Here is a 17,927-nt window from a genome sequence, read left to right on the forward strand (position 1 = left end):
CTCCTTATGATTAGTCTTCTGAACGGAAACCTAAGCCCAATGCGCCAAGTTTCTCTTGGATTTCAACCAATGATTTACGACCAAGATTACGTACTTTCATCATTTGAGCTTCAGTGCGATCAGTTAATTCTTGAACACTGTTAATACCTGCTCGTTTTAAGCAATTGTATGAACGGACCGAAAGATCTAATTCCTCAATTGTCATTTCAAGCATTTTTTCCTTGTGAGTTTCTTCTTTTTCAACCATAATTTCAGTCTCTTTAGCTTGATCATTAAGGTTAACGAAGATAGCAAGGTGTTCTGTTAAAATTTTAGCAGATAAACTTGTAGCCTCACTAGGAGTGATAGAACCATCAGTCCAAATATCGAGCGTAAGTTTATCATAGTCGTCTCGTTGACCAACACGAGTATTTTCAACTTGATAATTAACACGTTCAATTGGGGTATAAATAGAATCGATTGGTAATACGCTAATTGGCATATCAACCTTTCGAGCCTTGTTTTCGTCCGCGGATGTATATCCACGTCCAGTGTCAGCAGTGAGTACCGCATGGAATGTGGTACCTTCAGCTACGGTACAAATTGGTGCTTCAGGATTAAGAATCGTCACATCTCCATCGCCCATAATATCACCAGCCGTAACATTAGCAGGTCCAACAACATTGATATCCAACGTCTTTTCATCGTCAGATTCAATCTTTAATGAAACTTTTTTAAGATTCAAAATGATTTGCGTAACATCTTCCACAACACCTTCAACGGTTGAGAATTCATGTAATACGCTATCAATCTGGACACTAGTAATAGCAGCCCCTGGTAAAGATGACAACAGGATTCGACGAAGTGAATTACCAAGTGTTGTACCATATCCCCGTTCTAAGGGTTCAATAACAAATCGGCCATAATTGTCATTTTCGTCAATTTTATGAATTTTTGGCTTCTCAAATTCGATCATTCTAATTTTTACCCCTTTCAAAACGCAGTCTGCATTTCGATTTTGAATGCATTATAAAGTTTGCCCTCAAACAGAACCGAACTCTATACACGACGGCGCTTTGGAGGACGAGATCCATTATGAGGAACTGGTGTAACATCACGAATTGCACTTACTTCAAGCCCAGTAGCTTGTAGTGCACGGATTGCAGCTTCACGACCTGAACCAGGTCCCTTAACAGCAACTTCAACATTCTTCATACCATGTTCCATTGCAGCTTTAGCAGCTGCTTCTGATGCCATTTGTGCGGCAAAAGGTGTCGACTTACGACTACCCTTAAATCCAAGAGCACCAGCAGATGACCAAGCAACAGCGTTACCTTGGGGATCTGTAATCATAACAAGAGTATTATTGAAAGTTGAGTGGATATGAGCTACTCCAGATTCAATATTCTTTTTTACTCGACGCTTACGAGTATTCTTTTTCGTTGCCATAAAAAGTTAGCCTCCTTTAATTATTTTTTTCTACCTGCGATAGAAACTTTCTTACCTTTACGAGTCCGAGCGTTATTCTTCGTATGTTGTCCACGAACTGGCAAACCACGACGATGACGCATACCACGGTATGAACCGATTTCTTGGAGACGCTTGATATTGAGACTAACTGTACGACGAAGATCACCTTCAACAAGATAGTTATCAACTTCTGCACGGATCTTGTCTTCTTGATCAGCTGTTAAATCACGAACGCGGATATCTTCTGATACTTCTGCATTCTTTAAGATTTTTTGAGCGGTAGTGTTACCAATACCGAAAATATATGTCAAACCAATGACAATTCGCTTGTCACGTGGTAAATCAACACCTGCAATACGGGCCATTAAATTTCACCTCCAAGTATATTATTATTTTCCTTGACGCTGTTTGTGCTTAGGATTTGCTGAGCAAATTACCATAACGCGCCCTTTACGTTTAATTACTTTGCAATGTTCACACATTGGCTTAACTGATGGACGTACCTTCATGAATAAATCCTCCTAAACGAATAAAACTTATTTGAAACGATAGGTAATGCGACCCTTTGATAGATCGTACGGTGACATTTCAACCGTAACTTTATCACCTGGTAAAATTTTGATATAGTGCATGCGAATCTTCCCCGAAACATGGGCAAGAATTTCATGACCATTTTCAAGTTCTACTTTAAACATCGCATTAGGCATAGTTTCTTTTACTGTGCCCTCAATTTCAATGACATTATCTTTAGCCACTAAATTTGTGCCTCCCATTTAACTTTTCTAATAGTAATAACCAACAAAAAGCTCCAAAATATGTATTTCGAAGCCAAACCTGAATTAGCTTACCATACGAAAAAACTATTTGCAAACAATGAACGTTATCTATAGTACAACAAGCACAAAATTAGAGACTCTCTAATACCTTTTTGACTTCAGAATAAACATCGTTAATATCCTGATCGCCATTAATATTGTAAAGGAGATGTTTTTCTTCATAGTAATCAATCAACGGCGTGTTAAGTTTTGTATTAACAGCAATGCGATTTTTTACTGTTTCTGGCTTGTCGTCCTCACGTTGGAAAAACTCGTGATGTCCACAAACATCACACGTTCCAGCAACCTTTGGTGGATTGTAGAGCTTATGATAAGTTGCTCCACAATTCTTACAAATAAATCTGCCAGATAGTCTTTCAACTAAAACTTCAGGATCAACATGTATATTAATCACTGCAGTTAATGGTTTATTCAAGCGTGACGTCATTTCGTCTAATGCTTCTGCTTGGACAATATTCCGCGGAAAACCGTCTAACATAAAACCATCATTGACATCATCCATTGCAAGACGATCTTCAACGATCCCGTTAGTAACACTATCGGGAACAAGTTCACCCTTATCAATGAACTTCTTAGCTTCCACTCCCATTTCGGTTTCATTCTTCATGGCATCACGGAAAATGTCGCCGGTTGAGATATGTGGAATTTTATAATCCTCAATAATTTTTTGAGCCTGCGTACCTTTACCAGCACCCGGAAGGCCCATTAAAACGAGGTTTAATTTACTCATTGTAATTCTCCTTCATTGTTAATCTGACGAATTAGTTATGAATGAATCCGATGTATTCTCGTTTCATCATTAATCCTTCAATCTGGTTAGCTAATTCAATTGCTACACCAACAACAATTAAAAGACTTGTACCACCTAATCCAATTGACTCGTCCAAACCAAAAATATTTGAAGCAAGTAATGGGATTAATGCAACTAGTCCTAAGAATAGAGCTCCAACAACACTAAGTCTGATTAATAAACCAGACATGTAATCTTGGGTCTTCTTTCCGGGCCAAACACCAGGAATATAACTGCCCTGCTTCTGTAAATTCTCAGCTAATTTCTCAGGATTAACCTGAACAAACGCGTAGAAAAATGTAAACAGAACAATTAAAACAGTGTACAAGATCGCTCCATCGGTAGTTTGCATATTAAACACATCATTCAAAACTTTATACCAAGAATCTTCAGAATGCGACGATGCAAAAGCCATTAGAATTGTTTGTGGAGTAGAAATAAAAGAACTAGCGAAAATTACTGGAATAACACCAGCAACGTTAACCTTTAAAGGTAAGTAACTACTGTCAGATGCTCCTGATGCTCTTCTAGTATATTGAATTGGAATTTTTCTACTTGCTTGTTGTACCCATGTAACAAAAATTACAATGGCTAAAATAGCAATTAAAATCAATCCAACGTACATAAAGCTCTGAGCCCATTGACTCTTCGGAGTATTAACAAACTGTTCAGTATAAATCTGGTAAATACCAGTTGGGGTTCGTGCAATAATTCCTGCAAAAATGATCATTGAGACACCTTGTCCAATGCCTCGTTCAGTAATCATGTCTCCCAACCAGGTTGTTAACATCGTTCCCGCCGTAAGAATCAAACCAATCGTTAAGAAGGTTTGTACATTAGGAGTTTTAACCAGATTCATCTGACTAAGGTAGTTAAAACCAGCTGTAATCCCGATTGATTGAGCAAAAGCAAGGACGATTGTTAGCCATCTAGTTGCTTGATTAAGCTTCCGACGCCCAACTTCACCTTGCTTACTCCATTCCACAAATTTAGGAACAATGTCCATTTGTAACAATTGAACAATAATTTGTGCCGTGATGTATGGGGAAACACCCATTGCAAAAATGGAATAGTTCGTTAACCCACCACCACTGAATGTATTCAAAATTCCAACCAAGCCTGACGATGACATGCTTTGCAAAGCTTTCGCGTTAACGCCAGGTACAGTGATATACGATCCTAACCGAAATACAATCAAAATACCAAGTGTAAAAAGAATCTTATTTCTAATATCCTTCACTTTTAGAGCATTTTTGACAGTCGTTAGCATTAAATCACCTCGGTTTTACCACCAGCAGCCTCGATTGCTTTTACAGCAGTCTCAGAGAATTTGTTAGCTTTAACAGTGAGCTTCTTAGAAATTTCACCGTTACCAAGAACTTTAACACCGCTAAGTTGCTTGCCAATAATGCCCGCCTTAAGCAATGCTTCAGGTGTTACTTCAGCACCTTCATCAAATGCGTTAAGTGCATCTAAATTAACAATAGCAAATTCTTTGCGGTTAATGTTTGTGAATCCACGTTTTGGAATTCGACGGTAAAGAGGCATTTGTCCACCTTCAAAACCTAAACGAACCTTACCACGTGCCTTTTGGCCTTTTTGTCCACGACCAGCAGTTTTACCTGTACCACTAGAAGTACCACGACCAATACGCTTACGGTTCTTACGTGAGCCTTCGCTAGGCTTTAATTCATTCAACTTCATGCAAGGAAACCTCCAATCTTACAAAATTTATTTTACTTCTTCAACTTCAATTAAATGTGCAATGTGGAAAATAGCTCCACGAGTTGCCTCATTGTTAGGTAGGACAACGGAGCTGTTTACTCGGCCAAGACCTAATTCCTTAACAATTTTGCGTTGTTTTGGGAGGCGATGTACGGCACTTTTAATTAGTGTAATCTTTAATTGTGACATCAGAATATCCTCCTTATTCAGCTAAATGATCGACTGAAACCCCACGAAGGGCAGCAACTTCTTCTGCATTACGCATGCTCTTTAAACCTTCAAAAGTAGCACGAACAACGTTAACTGGAGTGTTTGAACCCAAACGCTTACTTGTAACATCATCAACACCGGCTAATTCCATAACGGCACGAACAGCACCACCAGCAGCTACTCCGGAACCTTCAGGAGCTGGCTTCATCAGAATTCGTCCACCACCGTAAACACCGACGGCTTCGTGAGGGAGAGTTGTTCCAACAATAGGAACTTCAATCAAACTCTTACGTGCAGTTTCAACTGCTTTACGAATAGCTTCTGGAACTTCTTGAGCTTTACCTGTACCAAAACCTACATGACCGTTCTTGTCACCAACAACGACTAAAGCAGCAAAACGAAGACGACGTCCACCTTTTACAACCTTTGTAACACGGTTGATGGCAACTACGCGATCTTCAATTTCCAATTTTTCTGGATCGATAAATTTAGACATGTACGTATTTCCCTCCTATCCTTAAAATTTAAGTCCGTTTTCGCGTGCAGCTTCAGCTAAAGCTTGAACGCGACCATGATAGATGTATCCACCACGATCAAAAACGACATTTTCAATTTTCTTTTCAACAGCTCGCTTGGCTACTAGAGCACCAACTTGTGATGCTACTTCAGTCTTTGAACCACTTGAAATTTCGCTATCTAATGTTGAGGCACTAACTAGCGTTACACCCGCTACGTCATCAATTACTTGAGCGTAGATGTTTTTGTTAGAACGATATACATTTAAGCGTGGGCACTCTGCAGTACCAGAAATTTTTGAACGAACGCGTGCGTGACGACGTTGACGTTTCTTGTTCTTGTCTGGTTTAGAAATCAAAATTTTCACCTCATATTTTTAAACTCGCAGTCAATTTATCAGGCTGCTTGATTATTTACCTGTTTTACCTTCTTTGCGGCGAACATATTCACCAACATAACGAACACCTTTACCTTTATATGGTTCTGGTGAACGAACGGCACGAATTTCAGCAGCTAAATCACCAACACGTTGTTTGCTGATACCACTGATGTTAATGTGTGTGTTGTCAGGAACTTCAACCTTAAGGTCTTCTGGAGCTTCCATTTCAACAGGATTTGAATAACCAAGGTTAAGAATCAATGTCTTGCCCTTAAGTTGAGCACGGTAACCAACACCAACCAACTCAAGCTTCTTTTCAAATCCATTTGTAACACCTTCAACCATATTGTTGAAGTTAGCACGTGTTGTACCATGTAATGCACGCATCTTGTTATCGTCATTTGGACGATCAAATGTTACGACGTTTCCGTCAACACTCATAGTAATGTCAGCATTCATAGTACGTGTTAATTCACCCTTAGGTCCTTTAACAGTTACGACGTTTCCGTCTTGTTTAATTTCAACACCAGCTGGAACTTCAACTGGCTTTCTTCCGATACGGCTCATTGAACGGCACCTCCTTATCTAAAAATTACCAGATGTAAGCTAATACTTCTCCACCGATTTTCTTAGCGCGTGCTTCTTTATCTGTGATTACACCTTCAGAAGTTGAGATGATTGCGATACCCAAACCGTTCAACACCTTAGGAACTTCGTCAGATTTAACGTATGAACGTAATCCAGGTTTTGAAATACGTTTCAAACCAGAGATAACTCGTTCGTTGTTCTTTCCATATTTTAGGAATACACGAATGATGCCTTGCTTGTCATCGTCAATATATTCAACATCTTTGATAAAGCCTTCGTTCTTAAGAATTTCGGCGATATCCTTTTTAATTTTTGATGCAGGTACTTCTAAAGATTCGTGGCGAACCATGTTCGCATTACGAATACGAGTAAGAAAGTCTGCAATAGGATCTGTCATAGACATTCAGTATTACCCTCCTTTGACTCTGATTTCTTTTTTACCAACTAGCTTTCTTCATACCAGGAATTTGTCCTTCATGAGCTAATTCACGAAGGCAAATACGGCATAAATGGAATTTACGGTATACAGAGTGTGGACGACCACAACGTTCACAACGTGTGTATGCCTGTGTTGAGAACTTAGCAGGACGTTCACTCTTTACAACTAATGATTTTTTAGCCAATTTGTTTGCTCCCTTCGCTTACTTTTCAAATGGCATTCCTAATTGTGCCAATAATTCACGTGATTCTTCATCTGTATTTGCAGTTGTAACAATCACGATATCTAAACCACGAACGCGGTTAACATTATCAAAATCGATTTCTGGGAAAATCAATTGTTCGCGAACACCTAATGTGTAGTTACCACGACCATCAAATGCCTTGCGGCTAACACCACGGAAGTCACGAACACGAGGTAATGAAACATTGATTAACTTATCTAGAAAATCATACATTCTTTCCCCACGTAGTGTAACTTTAGCACCAATTGACATACCTTCACGAAGACGGAAACCAGCGATTGATTTCTTAGCCTTCGTAACAAGAGGCTTTTGACCTGAAATAAGTTCCAACTCAGCAACTGCTTCATCTAAGTTTTTAGAATTAGTAACTGCGTCACCGACACCCATGTTCAAGACAATTTTTTCAATCTTAGGTACTTGCATAACTGATGTGTAGTCAAACTTTTTAACCAAATCAGGTGTGATTTCGTTAACGAATTTTTCTTTTAAACGATTTGCCATGAATTATATTTCCTCCCTTCGCTTAGATTACTTGTCGATACTCTCGCCAGATTTTTTTGAAACTCTTACTTTCTTGCCATCAACAACTTTGAAGCCAACGCGTGTTGGTTCATTTGTAGATGGATCGATAAGCATAACATTTGAAACATCCATTGGTGCTTCAACGTCAAGAATTCCACCTTGAGGATTTGCATTGTTAGGTTTTTGATGTTTTTTAATCATGTTTAAACCTTCAACAACAACACGGTTCTTTTTAGCAAGTGTTTGTTTAATGGTACCTTCCTTGCCCTTGTCTTTTCCGCTAATTACGCGAACTTTGTCGCCAACTTTTACGAACATTTAATGGCGCACCTCCTTCGTTATGATGGTTGATTACAATACTTCAGGAGCCAAAGAAACAATCTTCATGTAATCTTTGTCACGTAGTTCACGTGCAACAGGTCCGAAGATACGTGTTCCTTGAGGGCTCTTATCATCTTTAATTAATACTGCAGCATTTTCGTCAAATTTGATGTATGAACCATCAGCACGGTGTGCACCATGTTTCGTACGAACAACAACAGCTTTAACAACGTCACCTTTTTTGACAACGCCACCTGGTGTTGCTTGTTTTACAGTAGCAACAACGATGTCACCAATGTAACCAAATTTAACACGGGAACCACCCAATACTTTAATTACCAACAGTTCACGTGCTCCAGAATTGTCAGCAACTTTTAAACGACTCTCTTGTTGGATCACAGTTAGTGTCCTCCCTTCAATTGTGTATCAGAATACGAAATATGAGTTAGATAATAACCGCTTTTTCAACAATATCAATCAAACGGAATCTCTTTGTAGCTGACAAAGGTCTTGTTTCCATGATTGTTACAATATCGCCAATCTTTGCTGTGTTATTTTCATCATGTGCTTTATATTTCTTTGAGTACTTTACACGTTTACCATAAACAGGATGTGTTTTGTAAGTATCAATTTGAACTGTAATTGTCTTGTCCATCTTGTCGGAAACAACGCGTCCTTGATAAACCTTACGTGCGTTACGTTCTTCACTCATTAACTAAGTCCTCCCTTCGTATTCTTTTACTTGTTTAATTCTTGTTGACGTAGAGCAGTTTTGATTCGAGCAATGTTCTTACGAACAGCTTTAAGGCGAGCAGTATTTTCAAGTTGGCCAGTAGCCAATTGGAAACGTAGGTTGAATAACTCGTCCTTATACTCTTTTTCCTTATTGATCATTTCGTCAGTGGTTAATTCATTAATTTCTTTAGCCTTCATCTGATTCGCCACCTACTTCCTCGCGTTCGATAATCTTTGTCTTCACAGGAAGTTTCATTGCTGCCAAACGTAGAGCTTCGCGAGCAACTTCTTCAGGAACACCTGCAACTTCAAACATAACCTTTTCGCGTTTTACTGGAGCTACCCATCCTTCTGGAGTACCTTTACCATTACCCATACGAACACCCACACCTTTAGATGTGTATGACTTATGAGGGAAAATCTTAATCCAAACTTTACCGCCACGTTTCATATAACGTGTCATAGCGATACGTGCAGCTTCGATTTGGCGGTTAGTAATCCATGATGAAGTCAAGGCTTGTAAACCATATTCACCAAAAGCAACTGTCTTACCGCCTTTAGCGGCACCACGCATACGTCCACGATGTTCGCGACGATGTTTTACTCTCTTAGGTACTAACATGCTTATTTCCCTCCTTGTTCTTTAGAGTTTTTCTTTACTTCCTTTACTTCAGGTAAAATTTCACCACGGTAGATCCATGTCTTAACACCGAGTTGTCCGTATGTAGTACGAGCTTCAACCCAAGCATAGTCCACATCAGCACGAAGTGTGTGAAGAGGAACTTTACCTTCTGAGTAGTGTTCTACACGAGACATATCAGCACCGTTTAAACGACCGGCAACCTGTGTCTTAATACCTTTAGCGCCAGAGCGCATTGTCCGTTGCATTGCTTGCTTCATAGCACGACGGAATGCAACACGACCTTCTAATTGAGCAGCAATGTTTTCACCAACAAGTTTTGCTTCAAGATCAGGTTTTTTGATCTCAACAATGTTAATGTGAACACGTTTGCCAGTTAATTGATTTAATTGATTACGCAACTTTTCAACTTCTGATCCACCTTTACCGATAACCATACCTGGTTTAGCTGTGTGAATTGAAATGTTTACACGATTTGCAGCACGTTCAATTTCAACAGTAGATACAGAAGCATCAGTGAGTTGCTTTGCGATAAATTCACGAATCTTGATATCTTCGGCTAAAAACTTTGCAAAGTCTTTATCAGCATACCATTTTGCTTGCCAATCACGAATGACACCAACACGGAATCCATTAGGATTTACTTTTTGACCCACGCGTTATCCCTCCTGTTTTTCTGATACTACAACTGTAATATGACTTGTACGTTTGTTGATTGGTGATGCAGAACCTTTCGCACGAGGACGGAAACGTTTCAACGTTGGTCCTTCGTTAACAAAAACTTTGCTAATCACTAGATCTTCACGATCCAAATCAAAGTTGTTTTCAGCATTTGCCACTGCAGACTTCAAAACCTTTTCAACAACAGGTGAAGCACTGCGTGGTGTAAATTTAAGAATTGCAAAAGCTTCAGCGACACTTTTACCTCTGATAAGATCGACTACGAGACGAACCTTACGAGCGGCAATACGAACAGTCTTTGCAGTTGCCTGTGCAGATGTTACTTGTTCAGCCATGATTCATCCTCCTTACTTTCCAGATGTCTTTTTGTCGTCGCCACCGTGACCACGGAATGTGCGAGTTGGAACAAATTCGCCAAGCTTATGACCAACCATATCGTCTTGGATATAAACTGGAACATGTTTTCTACCATCGTATACAGCGATTGTGTATCCGATGAAGCTTGGAAAAATTGTTGAACGACGTGACCATGTTTTAATAACTGACTTCTTGTCAGAATCTTTTTGAGCATCAATCTTCTTTAAAAGATGTTCATCAGCAAATGGTCCCTTTTTTAAACTACGACCCATTAATTTGACCTCCTTCGAAAACTGTTCTAGATATTACCTAAGCGACCGCGCTTACGACCGCGAACGATAAATTTGTTTGACTTGTTATGTTTGTTACGAGTCTTCTTACCGATTGTTTTCTTACCCCATGGAGAAAGTGGAGATGGACGACCGATAGGTGCTTTACCTTCACCACCACCATGTGGATGATCGTTAGGGTTCATTACAGAACCACGAACATGTGGGCGTTGACCAGCGTAACGAGTACGTCCAGCTTTACCAACATTGATAAGTTCATGTTCTTCGTTACCAACTGCACCGATTGTTGCACGGTTTGTTGCAAGAACCATACGAACTTCAGAAGAAGCAAGACGGATAAGTACATACTTACCTTCTTTACCAAGTAATTGAGCAGATGTTCCAGCGGAACGAACAAGTTGTCCACCCTTACCAGGTTTTAATTCAATATTGTGGATAACCGTACCAACAGGAATATCTGTAAGTGGTAGTGCGTTACCTACTTTAATATCAGCTTCTGGACCAGATTGAACCTTGTCGCCAACCTTTAGTCCCTTAGGAGCAATGATATATGATTTAACACCGTCAGCATAAACAAGCAAAGCAATGTTAGCTGTACGATTTGGATCATATTCAATAGCTTTTACTGTAGCTGGAACATCATCTTTAATACGTTTAAAGTCGATGATACGATATTGACGTTTATTTCCACCACCGCGATGGCGAACTGTCATACGACCGTAGTTATTACGACCAGCAGTATGGCTTTGAGATTCCAACAATGACTTTTCTGGACTCTTCTTTGTGATTTCAGAATAGTCCAATTGTGTCATGCCACGACGAGCATTCGTTGTTGGTTTAAATTTCTTAATCCCCACGTTGTTTTCCTCCTATATTTTTTTATTCTTCACCAAATAATTGGATTTCTTTTGAATCTTCAGAAAGTTGAACGATTGCCTTACGACGTTTCTTTGTGTAACCAGCGTAACGGCCTTGACGCTTTAACTTTCCTTTAACGTTCATAATATTGATTTTTGTAACCGTAACTTCAAAGATCTCTTCAATAGCTTTTTTAACTTGAGTCTTTGTAGCACGTGGATCTACATCAAATGTATAACGTTTGTCATCGATTAGCGCCATTGAAGTTTCTGTAACAACAGGGCGTAAAATAATATCACGTGATTCCATTATGCTAGAGCCTCCTCTACTTGAGAAAGAGCCTTTTGTGTAATGACAAGTTTGTCGCTATTCATAATATCTAAAACGTTGATACCTGAAGGTTCAACAATCTTTACATTAGATAAATTACGAGCAGCCAATACAGCACTTTCGTTATCTTCTTCAAGAACTAATAGAGCTTTCTTTTCAACATTAAGATTACTTAATGATTTAGCGAAGTCCTTAGTCTTTGGAGTTTCGAACTTAAATTCGTCAACGACTACTAAGCTTTCGTCCAATACCTTCTGTGAAAGTACTGACTTCAATGCTAAGCGACGCATTTTCTTTGGAATGCTGTAAGCATATGAGCGAGGAGTTGGTCCGAAGACAATTCCTCCACCACGCCATTGAGGTGAACGAATTGAACCTTGACGAGCACGTCCAGTACCCTTTTGACGCCATGGTTTTCTACCACCACCACGTACAGCACTACGATTCTTAACAGCGTGAGTTCCTTGACGCATAGATGCGCGTTGCATAACTACAGCTTCAAAAACTACGTCGTTATTAGGTTCAATACCGAAAATGTCGGCATTTAATTCAACGTCACCATTTTGAGTTCCGTCTTGTTTGAATAATGATACGTTAGCCATTTATTTGGTCCTCCTCTCTTATTTAGTGTTCTTTACAGTACTTTTAACAACTACATATGATTTCTTAGCACCAGGTACATTACCCTTAACTAATAATACGTTGTTTTCTGTATCTGCCTTAACGATTTCTAGATGTTGAATTGTAACTGTTTTGTTACCCATACGACCTGGTAATTTCTTCCCTGGGAATACGCGGTTAATAACTGCTCCAAGAGAACCAGGACGACGGTGATAACGAGAACCGTGCGCCATCGGACCACGACTTTGACCGTCTTTTTTGATAACACCTTGGAAACCATGTCCCTTAGTAGTACCAGTTACATCGACGATTTCGCCTGCTTCAAAAATGTCAGCTGCAATTGTGTCTCCGACTTTGACGTCCCCAAGCTCAACATTTCTGATTTCGTGAATGAAGCGCTTAGGATTTGTATTTGCTTTTGCTACGTGGCCTTGTTCAGGTTTGCTACTCAACACTTGACGCTTGTCGTCAAAACCTAATTGAACTGATGAATAACCATCGTTTTCAACAGTCTTAAGTTGTAAGACAACGTTAGGAGTTGTGTCGATTACTGTAACGGGAATTAATTCACCTGCTTCAGTAAAAACCTGTGTCATTCCGACCTTTTTACCTAAGATTCCTTTTGTGGTCATTAGTACACCTCCGTTTGTGATTAAATTATAGTTTGATTTCGATATCTACACCACTTGGCAAGTCAAGCTTCATCAATGAATCCACTGTCTTTGGTGTTGGGTTAACGATATCAATCAATCGTTTGTGTGTGCGCATTTCGAACTGTTCACGAGCCTTCTTGAACTTATGTGGAGAACTCAAAACAGTATATACTGTACGTTCTGTTGGCAATGGGATTGGACCCGAAATTGTTGCACCAGTACGTTTTGCTGTTTCAACAATCTTGTCAGCAGATTGATCTAAAATGCGGTGTTCGTAAGCCTTAAGGCGAATACGAATTTTTTGTTTTGCCATTGTGTTACCTCCTTCGTCTATTTTAAAAAATAAGACTTGCTCCGTGAAAATTACCGCCACACCCTGTGGCAAAGCGGCCGGGTGTGTCGCAACCTTTCACATCAACGCTATGCTTATACACCACCGTTCGGAGGGCATAATACTCCCTCTCTAAAAACGGTACTTGATAATAATACATGATAATTCCTTGTATGACAAGGGTTTTGATAAATTTATTTTAAAATAAAAAAAGAAGCCCTTTCACTAAATTTATAAATCAGTGATTAGACTTCTTAATTTTTTAGAAATTATTCGGCATGTCCGCCATTTTTCTTGATAATTTCTTCTTGAATTGATTTTGGTACAGCTTCGTAATGGTCAAAAGTCATTGTAAATGTACCACGACCTTGTGAAGCAGAACGAAGTGTTGTTGCATAACCAAACATTTCTGATAGAGGTACATATGCATGAATTTCTTCGGCTCCAGCAATTGCTTCCATACCATCAACGCGTCCACGACGAGCGGTTACTTGACCCATGATATCACCCATGTATTCTTCTGGGACACGGATTTCAACCTTCATGATTGGTTCTAGAATTACGGGAGCAGCAGTTTTAGCAGCAGCCCGCAACGCAATTGATGCGGCAACCTTAAATGCGGCTTCACTAGAATCGACATCATGATAACTACCATCATAAAGTTTAGCCTTCAAATCAACTAATGGGTATCCAGCAAGAACACCATTATTCATTGATTCTTTTAGACCTTGTTCAACTGAAGGAATGTATTCACGAGGAACGACCCCACCAACAATGGCATCTTCGAATTCAAATCCTTTACCTTCTTCATTAGGTTCGAATTCAATCCAAACATCACCATATTGACCTTTACCACCAGATTGACGAACAAACTTACCTTGAGCAGATGTCTTCTTGGTAAATGCTTCACGATATGATACTTGAGGAGCACCAATTGTTGCTTCCACATTAAATTCGCGTTTCATACGGTCAACAATGATATCAAGATGAAGTTCTCCCATTCCGGCAATGATTGTTTCCCCTGTTTCAGGGTTTGTTTCAGCACGGAATGAAGGATCTTCTTCAGCAAGTTTTTGAAGTGCAATATCCATCTTATCTTGATCAGCTTTTGACTTAGGTTCAACAGCAACTTGAATAACTGGATCTGGGAATTGCATTGATTCCAAATGTAAAGGATGATCTGGATCAGTTAATGAATCACCAGTTGTTGTGTTCTTAAGACCGATTGCCGCAGCAATATCACCAGAGAACACTTCTGAAATTTCTTGACGTTGGTTAGAATGCATTTGTAGCAAACGACCAACACGTTCACGTTTTTCTTTTGTTGCGTTAAGAACGTATGAACCTGATTCCAAAGTACCTTGGTAAACACGGATAAACGTTAGACGACCAACAAATGGGTCAGTAGCTACCTTAAATGCTAGGGCTGCGAATGTCTTATCATCGCCAGCAATTAAATCAACTTCTTCGCCAGTTTCAGGGTCAGTAGCCTTATATGGCTTAACGTCTAATGGTGATGGTAGGTAATCAACAACTGCATCAAGCATCATTTGAACACCCTTGTTCTTAAATGCTGAACCAGCAAGAACTGGGAATAATTCAAGAGCTAAGGTTCCCTTACGAATAGCAGCCTTAATTTCAGCAACTGAGATTTCTTCTCCACCAAGGTATTTTTCCATGATGTTTTCGTCAATATCAGCTAATTGTTCAAGCATTTCGTTACGACGCTTTTCAGCTTCTTCCTTGTATTCATCAGGAATATCAACTGTATCCCATTCTGTTCCAAGTTCGTCTTCGTCATACAAATCGGCCTTCATTTCAACAAGGTCAATAACACCTTCGAAGTCATCTTCGGCACCAATTGGCATTTGGATAGGTAGAGCATTTGCCTGTAAACGGTCATGAATTGATTGAACTGAAAAATCGAAGTCAGCTCCAAGTTTATCCATCTTATTAGCAAATACAATACGTGGAACACTATAATCTGAAGCTTGACGCCAAACAGTTTCTGTTTGAGGTTCAACACCAGCTTGGGCATCAAGCACTGCTACAGCACCATCAAGCACACGCAATGAACGTTCAACTTCGATTGTGAAATCAACGTGTCCTGGTGTATCGATGATATTGATTCGATGACCTTTCCAAGCGGCTGTTGTTGCTGCAGATGTGATTGTAATACCACGTTCTTGTTCTTGTTCCATCCAGTCCATTTGTGAAGCTCCATCATGGGTTTCACCAATTTTGTGAATTTTACCTGTATAGTACAAGATACGTTCGGTAGTAGTTGTTTTACCGGCATCAATGTGGGCCATGATACCGATGTTACGAGTTTTTTCTAAGGGAAACTCACGTTTGTTAGCCATTATATTAAGGGTTCTCCTTCCAATATAAAATCAATTAATAGCTTGTTAGAAAAAATGACTACTATATGCATCCATATAATAGTCATCATGGTTGCAATAATTAATTGCAACGACTGAATTTTACCAACGGTAATGTGCAAATGCACGGTTAGCTTCAGCCATCTTATGTGTATCTTCACGTTTCTTAACTGATGCACCAGTATTGTTAGCAGCATCCATAATTTCACGTGCAAGACGTTCTGGCATTGTGTGTTCACCACGGAGACGAGCGTAGTTAACTAACCAACGTAAACCAAGAGTTGTACGACGATCAGGACGTACTTCGATTGGAACTTGGTAGTTAGAACCACCAACACGACGAGCCTTAACTTCAAGGACAGGCATGATGTTGTTCATTGCTTCTTCAAATACTCCTGTAGGTTCTGAACCAGTTTCTTTTTCAATAATATCAAAAGCACTGTATAGAATCTTTGAAGCTTTACCACGCTTACCATCTAACATTAAACGGTTAATTAAGCGTGTAACAAGCTTTGAGTTATAAATTGGATCTGGTAATACTTCGCGTTTTGGTGCTGGACCTTTTCTTGGCATTTATACACGACCTCCTTACTTCTTAGGTTTCTTTGTACCGTATTTAGAACGGCTTTGTTTACGATCAGTAACACCTGCTGTATCAAGCGCACCACGGATAACGTGATAACGAACACCAGGTAAATCCTTTACACGACCACCACGAATAAGAACAACACTATGTTCTTGAAGGTTGTGACCAATACCAGGAATGTATGCTGTAACTTCGATCAAGTTTGATAGACGAACACGAGCGTATTTACGCAAAGCTGAGTTAGGCTTTTTAGGCGTCATTGTACCAACACGCGTTGCAACTCCACGTTTTTGAGGAGCTGGATTGTTAACTTGAGACTTCTTCATGCTGTTATAGCCGTAGTTCAAAGCTGGAGCTTTTGACTTCGAGCTTTGTGAACGACGACCCTTACGAACCAATTGGTTAATTGTAGGCATCGATGTTTCTCCTTCCAAATAAATGAAATAATTAAGTATTCTTTTAAGTACACATATCCAGGCGGTTCTTTTTTTGCTACAAAAAAATATGGCCCGGACAAGTACCAGGGCTAACGTTTCCAGTCAGCATGTCTGCATTCAGCAGAAAACCTGTCCACAAAAAGCACCTTAAATAGAATATCACGCAATTTTTTTTATTGCAAGTAAATTAAATAAAAAAAGTGCTCGTCTGTTGCGTATATTTCAATATCTATTCTTAAAGGGAGCGTATGAAATTATGACTTTCACATTGCTATTTTTATTCTTTTACCTCGGCACCTGCTGGGGATCTTTTTTATTTTTAGTTTATGAGCGAACAAGACTTAGTTTATCAATTGCTTTTCCGTCTTCTCACTGTGATTTTTGTAAAAATAAACTACCCTATTGGTCACTTTTTCCAATTTTTAGCTATCAAATTGGTCACCATCGTTGCTGTTTCTGTGGTAGTGTCATTTCTGCTCAATCATTACGCGTTGAATTTTTATCTGGAATCATTTTTTTATACTGTCACCAACTTTTTCTGGAAAATTTATTTTTTGCTGCCAGTTTAATGCTTGTCAGTTATCTTGCGACTGAAGATTTAGCGATCAAAAGATCCAATACCTCCTTGCTCGCCATTCCGGCGTTCTTTTACACCATTCTTAATTTTGACTTAACTAATTTTTTTGCACTTCTTTGTCTTCTATTCTTTATCTCAAATGACTTTGAAAATACATTTTTCTTTTCTAAATTTGGACAAGGTGATTTGGAAGTTATCCTGTTTTTTAATTTATTATTTACATTTAGTTTAACGGTCCGAGCTGTTTTTATTTCTTCAGGTCTAGCACTTTTTTCAATGATGATCTTTAAAAATCGCTCGGTTCCCTTTATTCCCTATTTATTGACATCATTTTTAATTTTTGTGCCAAAATAAAAAACCTTACCATTTTTAACAAATATATTTGGGAAAAATCCTCAATATATCCATCGAAATGGTAAGGTTTATTATTT

32 protein-coding genes are annotated in these 17,927 nt (G+C 39.2%); 1 reads left to right on the top strand and 31 read right to left on the bottom strand.

Annotation, left to right across the window (positions count from 1 at the left end):
* Positions 1 to 10: 10 nt before the first annotated feature.
* The 31 genes from IV81_RS02035 to rpsL form a co-directional block, all read right to left on the bottom strand.
* Positions 11 to 955, bottom strand: a complete 945-nt coding sequence (locus IV81_RS02035) for a DNA-directed RNA polymerase subunit alpha (RefSeq protein WP_057801784.1) — start codon at positions 953 to 955, stop codon at positions 11 to 13.
* Between the two features lie 83 nt (positions 956 to 1,038).
* Positions 1,039 to 1,428, bottom strand: a complete 390-nt coding sequence (gene rpsK, locus IV81_RS02040; protein ID WP_002833351.1) for a 30S ribosomal protein S11 — start codon at positions 1,426 to 1,428, stop codon at positions 1,039 to 1,041.
* Between the two features lie 20 nt (positions 1,429 to 1,448).
* Positions 1,449 to 1,814 (bottom strand): 30S ribosomal protein S13, encoded by a 366-nt coding sequence (gene rpsM, locus IV81_RS02045; protein ID WP_057801788.1) that lies wholly within the window; start codon positions 1,812 to 1,814, stop codon positions 1,449 to 1,451.
* Between the two features lie 24 nt (positions 1,815 to 1,838).
* Positions 1,839 to 1,958: a 50S ribosomal protein L36 gene (gene rpmJ / locus IV81_RS02050; protein ID WP_011668476.1), complete on the bottom strand. Its 120-nt coding sequence runs from the start codon at positions 1,956 to 1,958 to the stop codon at positions 1,839 to 1,841.
* A 27-nt stretch (positions 1,959 to 1,985) separates the two neighbouring features.
* Entirely contained in the window at positions 1,986 to 2,204 is a 219-nt protein-coding gene (gene infA / locus IV81_RS02055; RefSeq protein ID WP_002833349.1) for a translation initiation factor IF-1, read from the bottom strand.
* Between the two features lie 151 nt (positions 2,205 to 2,355).
* Positions 2,356 to 3,015, bottom strand: a complete 660-nt coding sequence (locus IV81_RS02060; protein WP_057801790.1) for an adenylate kinase — start codon at positions 3,013 to 3,015, stop codon at positions 2,356 to 2,358.
* A gap of 31 nt (positions 3,016 to 3,046) precedes the next feature.
* Positions 3,047 to 4,345, bottom strand: a complete 1,299-nt coding sequence (gene secY / locus IV81_RS02065; RefSeq protein ID WP_057801792.1) for a preprotein translocase subunit SecY — start codon at positions 4,343 to 4,345, stop codon at positions 3,047 to 3,049.
* Positions 4,345 to 4,779, bottom strand: coding sequence for a 50S ribosomal protein L15 (rplO, locus tag IV81_RS02070; RefSeq protein WP_057801794.1), 435 nt, complete (start codon positions 4,777 to 4,779; stop codon positions 4,345 to 4,347). Before rplO ends, secY begins: the two co-directional genes overlap by 1 nt.
* Before the next feature lie 27 nt (positions 4,780 to 4,806).
* Positions 4,807 to 4,989, bottom strand: a complete 183-nt coding sequence (gene rpmD / locus IV81_RS02075) for a 50S ribosomal protein L30 (protein WP_057801796.1) — start codon at positions 4,987 to 4,989, stop codon at positions 4,807 to 4,809.
* Between the two features lie 13 nt (positions 4,990 to 5,002).
* The gene (rpsE, locus tag IV81_RS02080; protein ID WP_057801798.1) at positions 5,003 to 5,506 is read right to left on the bottom strand and encodes a 30S ribosomal protein S5; all 504 of its coding nucleotides are present in this window, start codon (positions 5,504 to 5,506) and stop codon (positions 5,003 to 5,005) included.
* Between the two features lie 21 nt (positions 5,507 to 5,527).
* Positions 5,528 to 5,893 carry a 50S ribosomal protein L18 gene (gene rplR / locus IV81_RS02085; protein WP_057801800.1) on the bottom strand — a complete coding sequence of 122 codons (366 nt, stop codon included), beginning with the start codon at positions 5,891 to 5,893 and terminating at the stop codon, positions 5,528 to 5,530.
* Positions 5,894 to 5,935: 42 nt separating this feature from the next.
* Positions 5,936 to 6,472 carry a 50S ribosomal protein L6 gene (rplF, locus tag IV81_RS02090; RefSeq protein ID WP_057801802.1) on the bottom strand — a complete coding sequence of 179 codons (537 nt, stop codon included), beginning with the start codon at positions 6,470 to 6,472 and terminating at the stop codon, positions 5,936 to 5,938.
* A gap of 25 nt (positions 6,473 to 6,497) precedes the next feature.
* Positions 6,498 to 6,896 (bottom strand): 30S ribosomal protein S8, encoded by a 399-nt coding sequence (gene rpsH / locus IV81_RS02095; protein ID WP_057801805.1) that lies wholly within the window; start codon positions 6,894 to 6,896, stop codon positions 6,498 to 6,500.
* Positions 6,897 to 6,930: 34 nt separating this feature from the next.
* Positions 6,931 to 7,116 (bottom strand): type Z 30S ribosomal protein S14, encoded by a 186-nt coding sequence (locus tag IV81_RS09200; RefSeq protein WP_002832260.1) that lies wholly within the window; start codon positions 7,114 to 7,116, stop codon positions 6,931 to 6,933.
* 18 nt (positions 7,117 to 7,134) lie between these two features.
* Positions 7,135 to 7,677 carry a 50S ribosomal protein L5 gene (rplE, locus tag IV81_RS02100; RefSeq protein WP_057801807.1) on the bottom strand — a complete coding sequence of 181 codons (543 nt, stop codon included), beginning with the start codon at positions 7,675 to 7,677 and terminating at the stop codon, positions 7,135 to 7,137.
* A gap of 27 nt (positions 7,678 to 7,704) precedes the next feature.
* Positions 7,705 to 8,016: a 50S ribosomal protein L24 gene (gene rplX / locus IV81_RS02105; RefSeq protein WP_057801809.1), complete on the bottom strand. Its 312-nt coding sequence runs from the start codon at positions 8,014 to 8,016 to the stop codon at positions 7,705 to 7,707.
* 33 nt (positions 8,017 to 8,049) lie between these two features.
* Positions 8,050 to 8,418, bottom strand: coding sequence for a 50S ribosomal protein L14 (gene rplN, locus IV81_RS02110; protein WP_057801810.1), 369 nt, complete (start codon positions 8,416 to 8,418; stop codon positions 8,050 to 8,052).
* Positions 8,419 to 8,464: 46 nt separating this feature from the next.
* Positions 8,465 to 8,731, bottom strand: a complete 267-nt coding sequence (gene rpsQ, locus IV81_RS02115) for a 30S ribosomal protein S17 (RefSeq protein ID WP_057801812.1) — start codon at positions 8,729 to 8,731, stop codon at positions 8,465 to 8,467.
* Positions 8,732 to 8,757: 26 nt separating this feature from the next.
* Complete coding sequence (gene rpmC, locus IV81_RS02120) at positions 8,758 to 8,952, bottom strand: 50S ribosomal protein L29 (RefSeq protein WP_002832266.1); 195 nt, start codon at positions 8,950 to 8,952, stop codon at positions 8,758 to 8,760.
* Entirely contained in the window at positions 8,942 to 9,376 is a 435-nt protein-coding gene (rplP, locus tag IV81_RS02125) for a 50S ribosomal protein L16 (RefSeq protein ID WP_057801814.1), read from the bottom strand. The genes rpmC and rplP overlap by 11 nt, the downstream gene beginning before the upstream one ends.
* Before the next feature lie 2 nt (positions 9,377 to 9,378).
* Entirely contained in the window at positions 9,379 to 10,050 is a 672-nt protein-coding gene (gene rpsC, locus IV81_RS02130; protein WP_057801816.1) for a 30S ribosomal protein S3, read from the bottom strand.
* Positions 10,051 to 10,053: 3 nt separating this feature from the next.
* Positions 10,054 to 10,410 (bottom strand): 50S ribosomal protein L22, encoded by a 357-nt coding sequence (gene rplV / locus IV81_RS02135; RefSeq protein WP_057801818.1) that lies wholly within the window; start codon positions 10,408 to 10,410, stop codon positions 10,054 to 10,056.
* Between the two features lie 12 nt (positions 10,411 to 10,422).
* Positions 10,423 to 10,704 (bottom strand): 30S ribosomal protein S19, encoded by a 282-nt coding sequence (gene rpsS, locus IV81_RS02140; protein WP_057801821.1) that lies wholly within the window; start codon positions 10,702 to 10,704, stop codon positions 10,423 to 10,425.
* A 26-nt stretch (positions 10,705 to 10,730) separates the two neighbouring features.
* On the bottom strand, positions 10,731 to 11,579 hold the full coding sequence (gene rplB / locus IV81_RS02145) for a 50S ribosomal protein L2 (protein ID WP_057801823.1): 849 nt from the start codon (positions 11,577 to 11,579) through the stop codon (positions 10,731 to 10,733).
* Positions 11,580 to 11,601: 22 nt separating this feature from the next.
* Entirely contained in the window at positions 11,602 to 11,889 is a 288-nt protein-coding gene (gene rplW, locus IV81_RS02150) for a 50S ribosomal protein L23 (protein WP_057801825.1), read from the bottom strand.
* Complete coding sequence (gene rplD / locus IV81_RS02155) at positions 11,889 to 12,512, bottom strand: 50S ribosomal protein L4 (RefSeq protein WP_057801827.1); 624 nt, start codon at positions 12,510 to 12,512, stop codon at positions 11,889 to 11,891. The genes rplW and rplD overlap by 1 nt, the downstream gene beginning before the upstream one ends.
* Before the next feature lie 18 nt (positions 12,513 to 12,530).
* Entirely contained in the window at positions 12,531 to 13,163 is a 633-nt protein-coding gene (gene rplC, locus IV81_RS02160; RefSeq protein ID WP_057801829.1) for a 50S ribosomal protein L3, read from the bottom strand.
* 25 nt (positions 13,164 to 13,188) lie between these two features.
* Positions 13,189 to 13,497, bottom strand: a complete 309-nt coding sequence (gene rpsJ / locus IV81_RS02165) for a 30S ribosomal protein S10 (protein ID WP_002832277.1) — start codon at positions 13,495 to 13,497, stop codon at positions 13,189 to 13,191.
* A gap of 287 nt (positions 13,498 to 13,784) precedes the next feature.
* Positions 13,785 to 15,878 carry an elongation factor G gene (gene fusA, locus IV81_RS02170; RefSeq protein ID WP_057801831.1) on the bottom strand — a complete coding sequence of 698 codons (2,094 nt, stop codon included), beginning with the start codon at positions 15,876 to 15,878 and terminating at the stop codon, positions 13,785 to 13,787.
* Positions 15,879 to 15,998: 120 nt separating this feature from the next.
* Positions 15,999 to 16,469 (bottom strand): 30S ribosomal protein S7, encoded by a 471-nt coding sequence (gene rpsG / locus IV81_RS02175; protein ID WP_057801833.1) that lies wholly within the window; start codon positions 16,467 to 16,469, stop codon positions 15,999 to 16,001.
* 15 nt (positions 16,470 to 16,484) lie between these two features.
* Positions 16,485 to 16,898 (bottom strand): 30S ribosomal protein S12, encoded by a 414-nt coding sequence (rpsL, locus tag IV81_RS02180; protein WP_002832281.1) that lies wholly within the window; start codon positions 16,896 to 16,898, stop codon positions 16,485 to 16,487.
* A 277-nt stretch (positions 16,899 to 17,175) separates the two neighbouring features.
* Here rpsL and IV81_RS09620 point away from each other — a divergent pair, with 277 nt between their 5' ends.
* Positions 17,176 to 17,850 (top strand): prepilin peptidase, encoded by a 675-nt coding sequence (locus IV81_RS09620; RefSeq protein WP_057801835.1) that lies wholly within the window; start codon positions 17,176 to 17,178, stop codon positions 17,848 to 17,850.
* Positions 17,851 to 17,927: the final 77 nt, after the last annotated feature.

This window comes from Pediococcus stilesii, from assembly GCF_001437075.1.
Classification (GTDB): Bacteria; Bacillota; Bacilli; order Lactobacillales; family Lactobacillaceae; genus Pediococcus; species Pediococcus stilesii.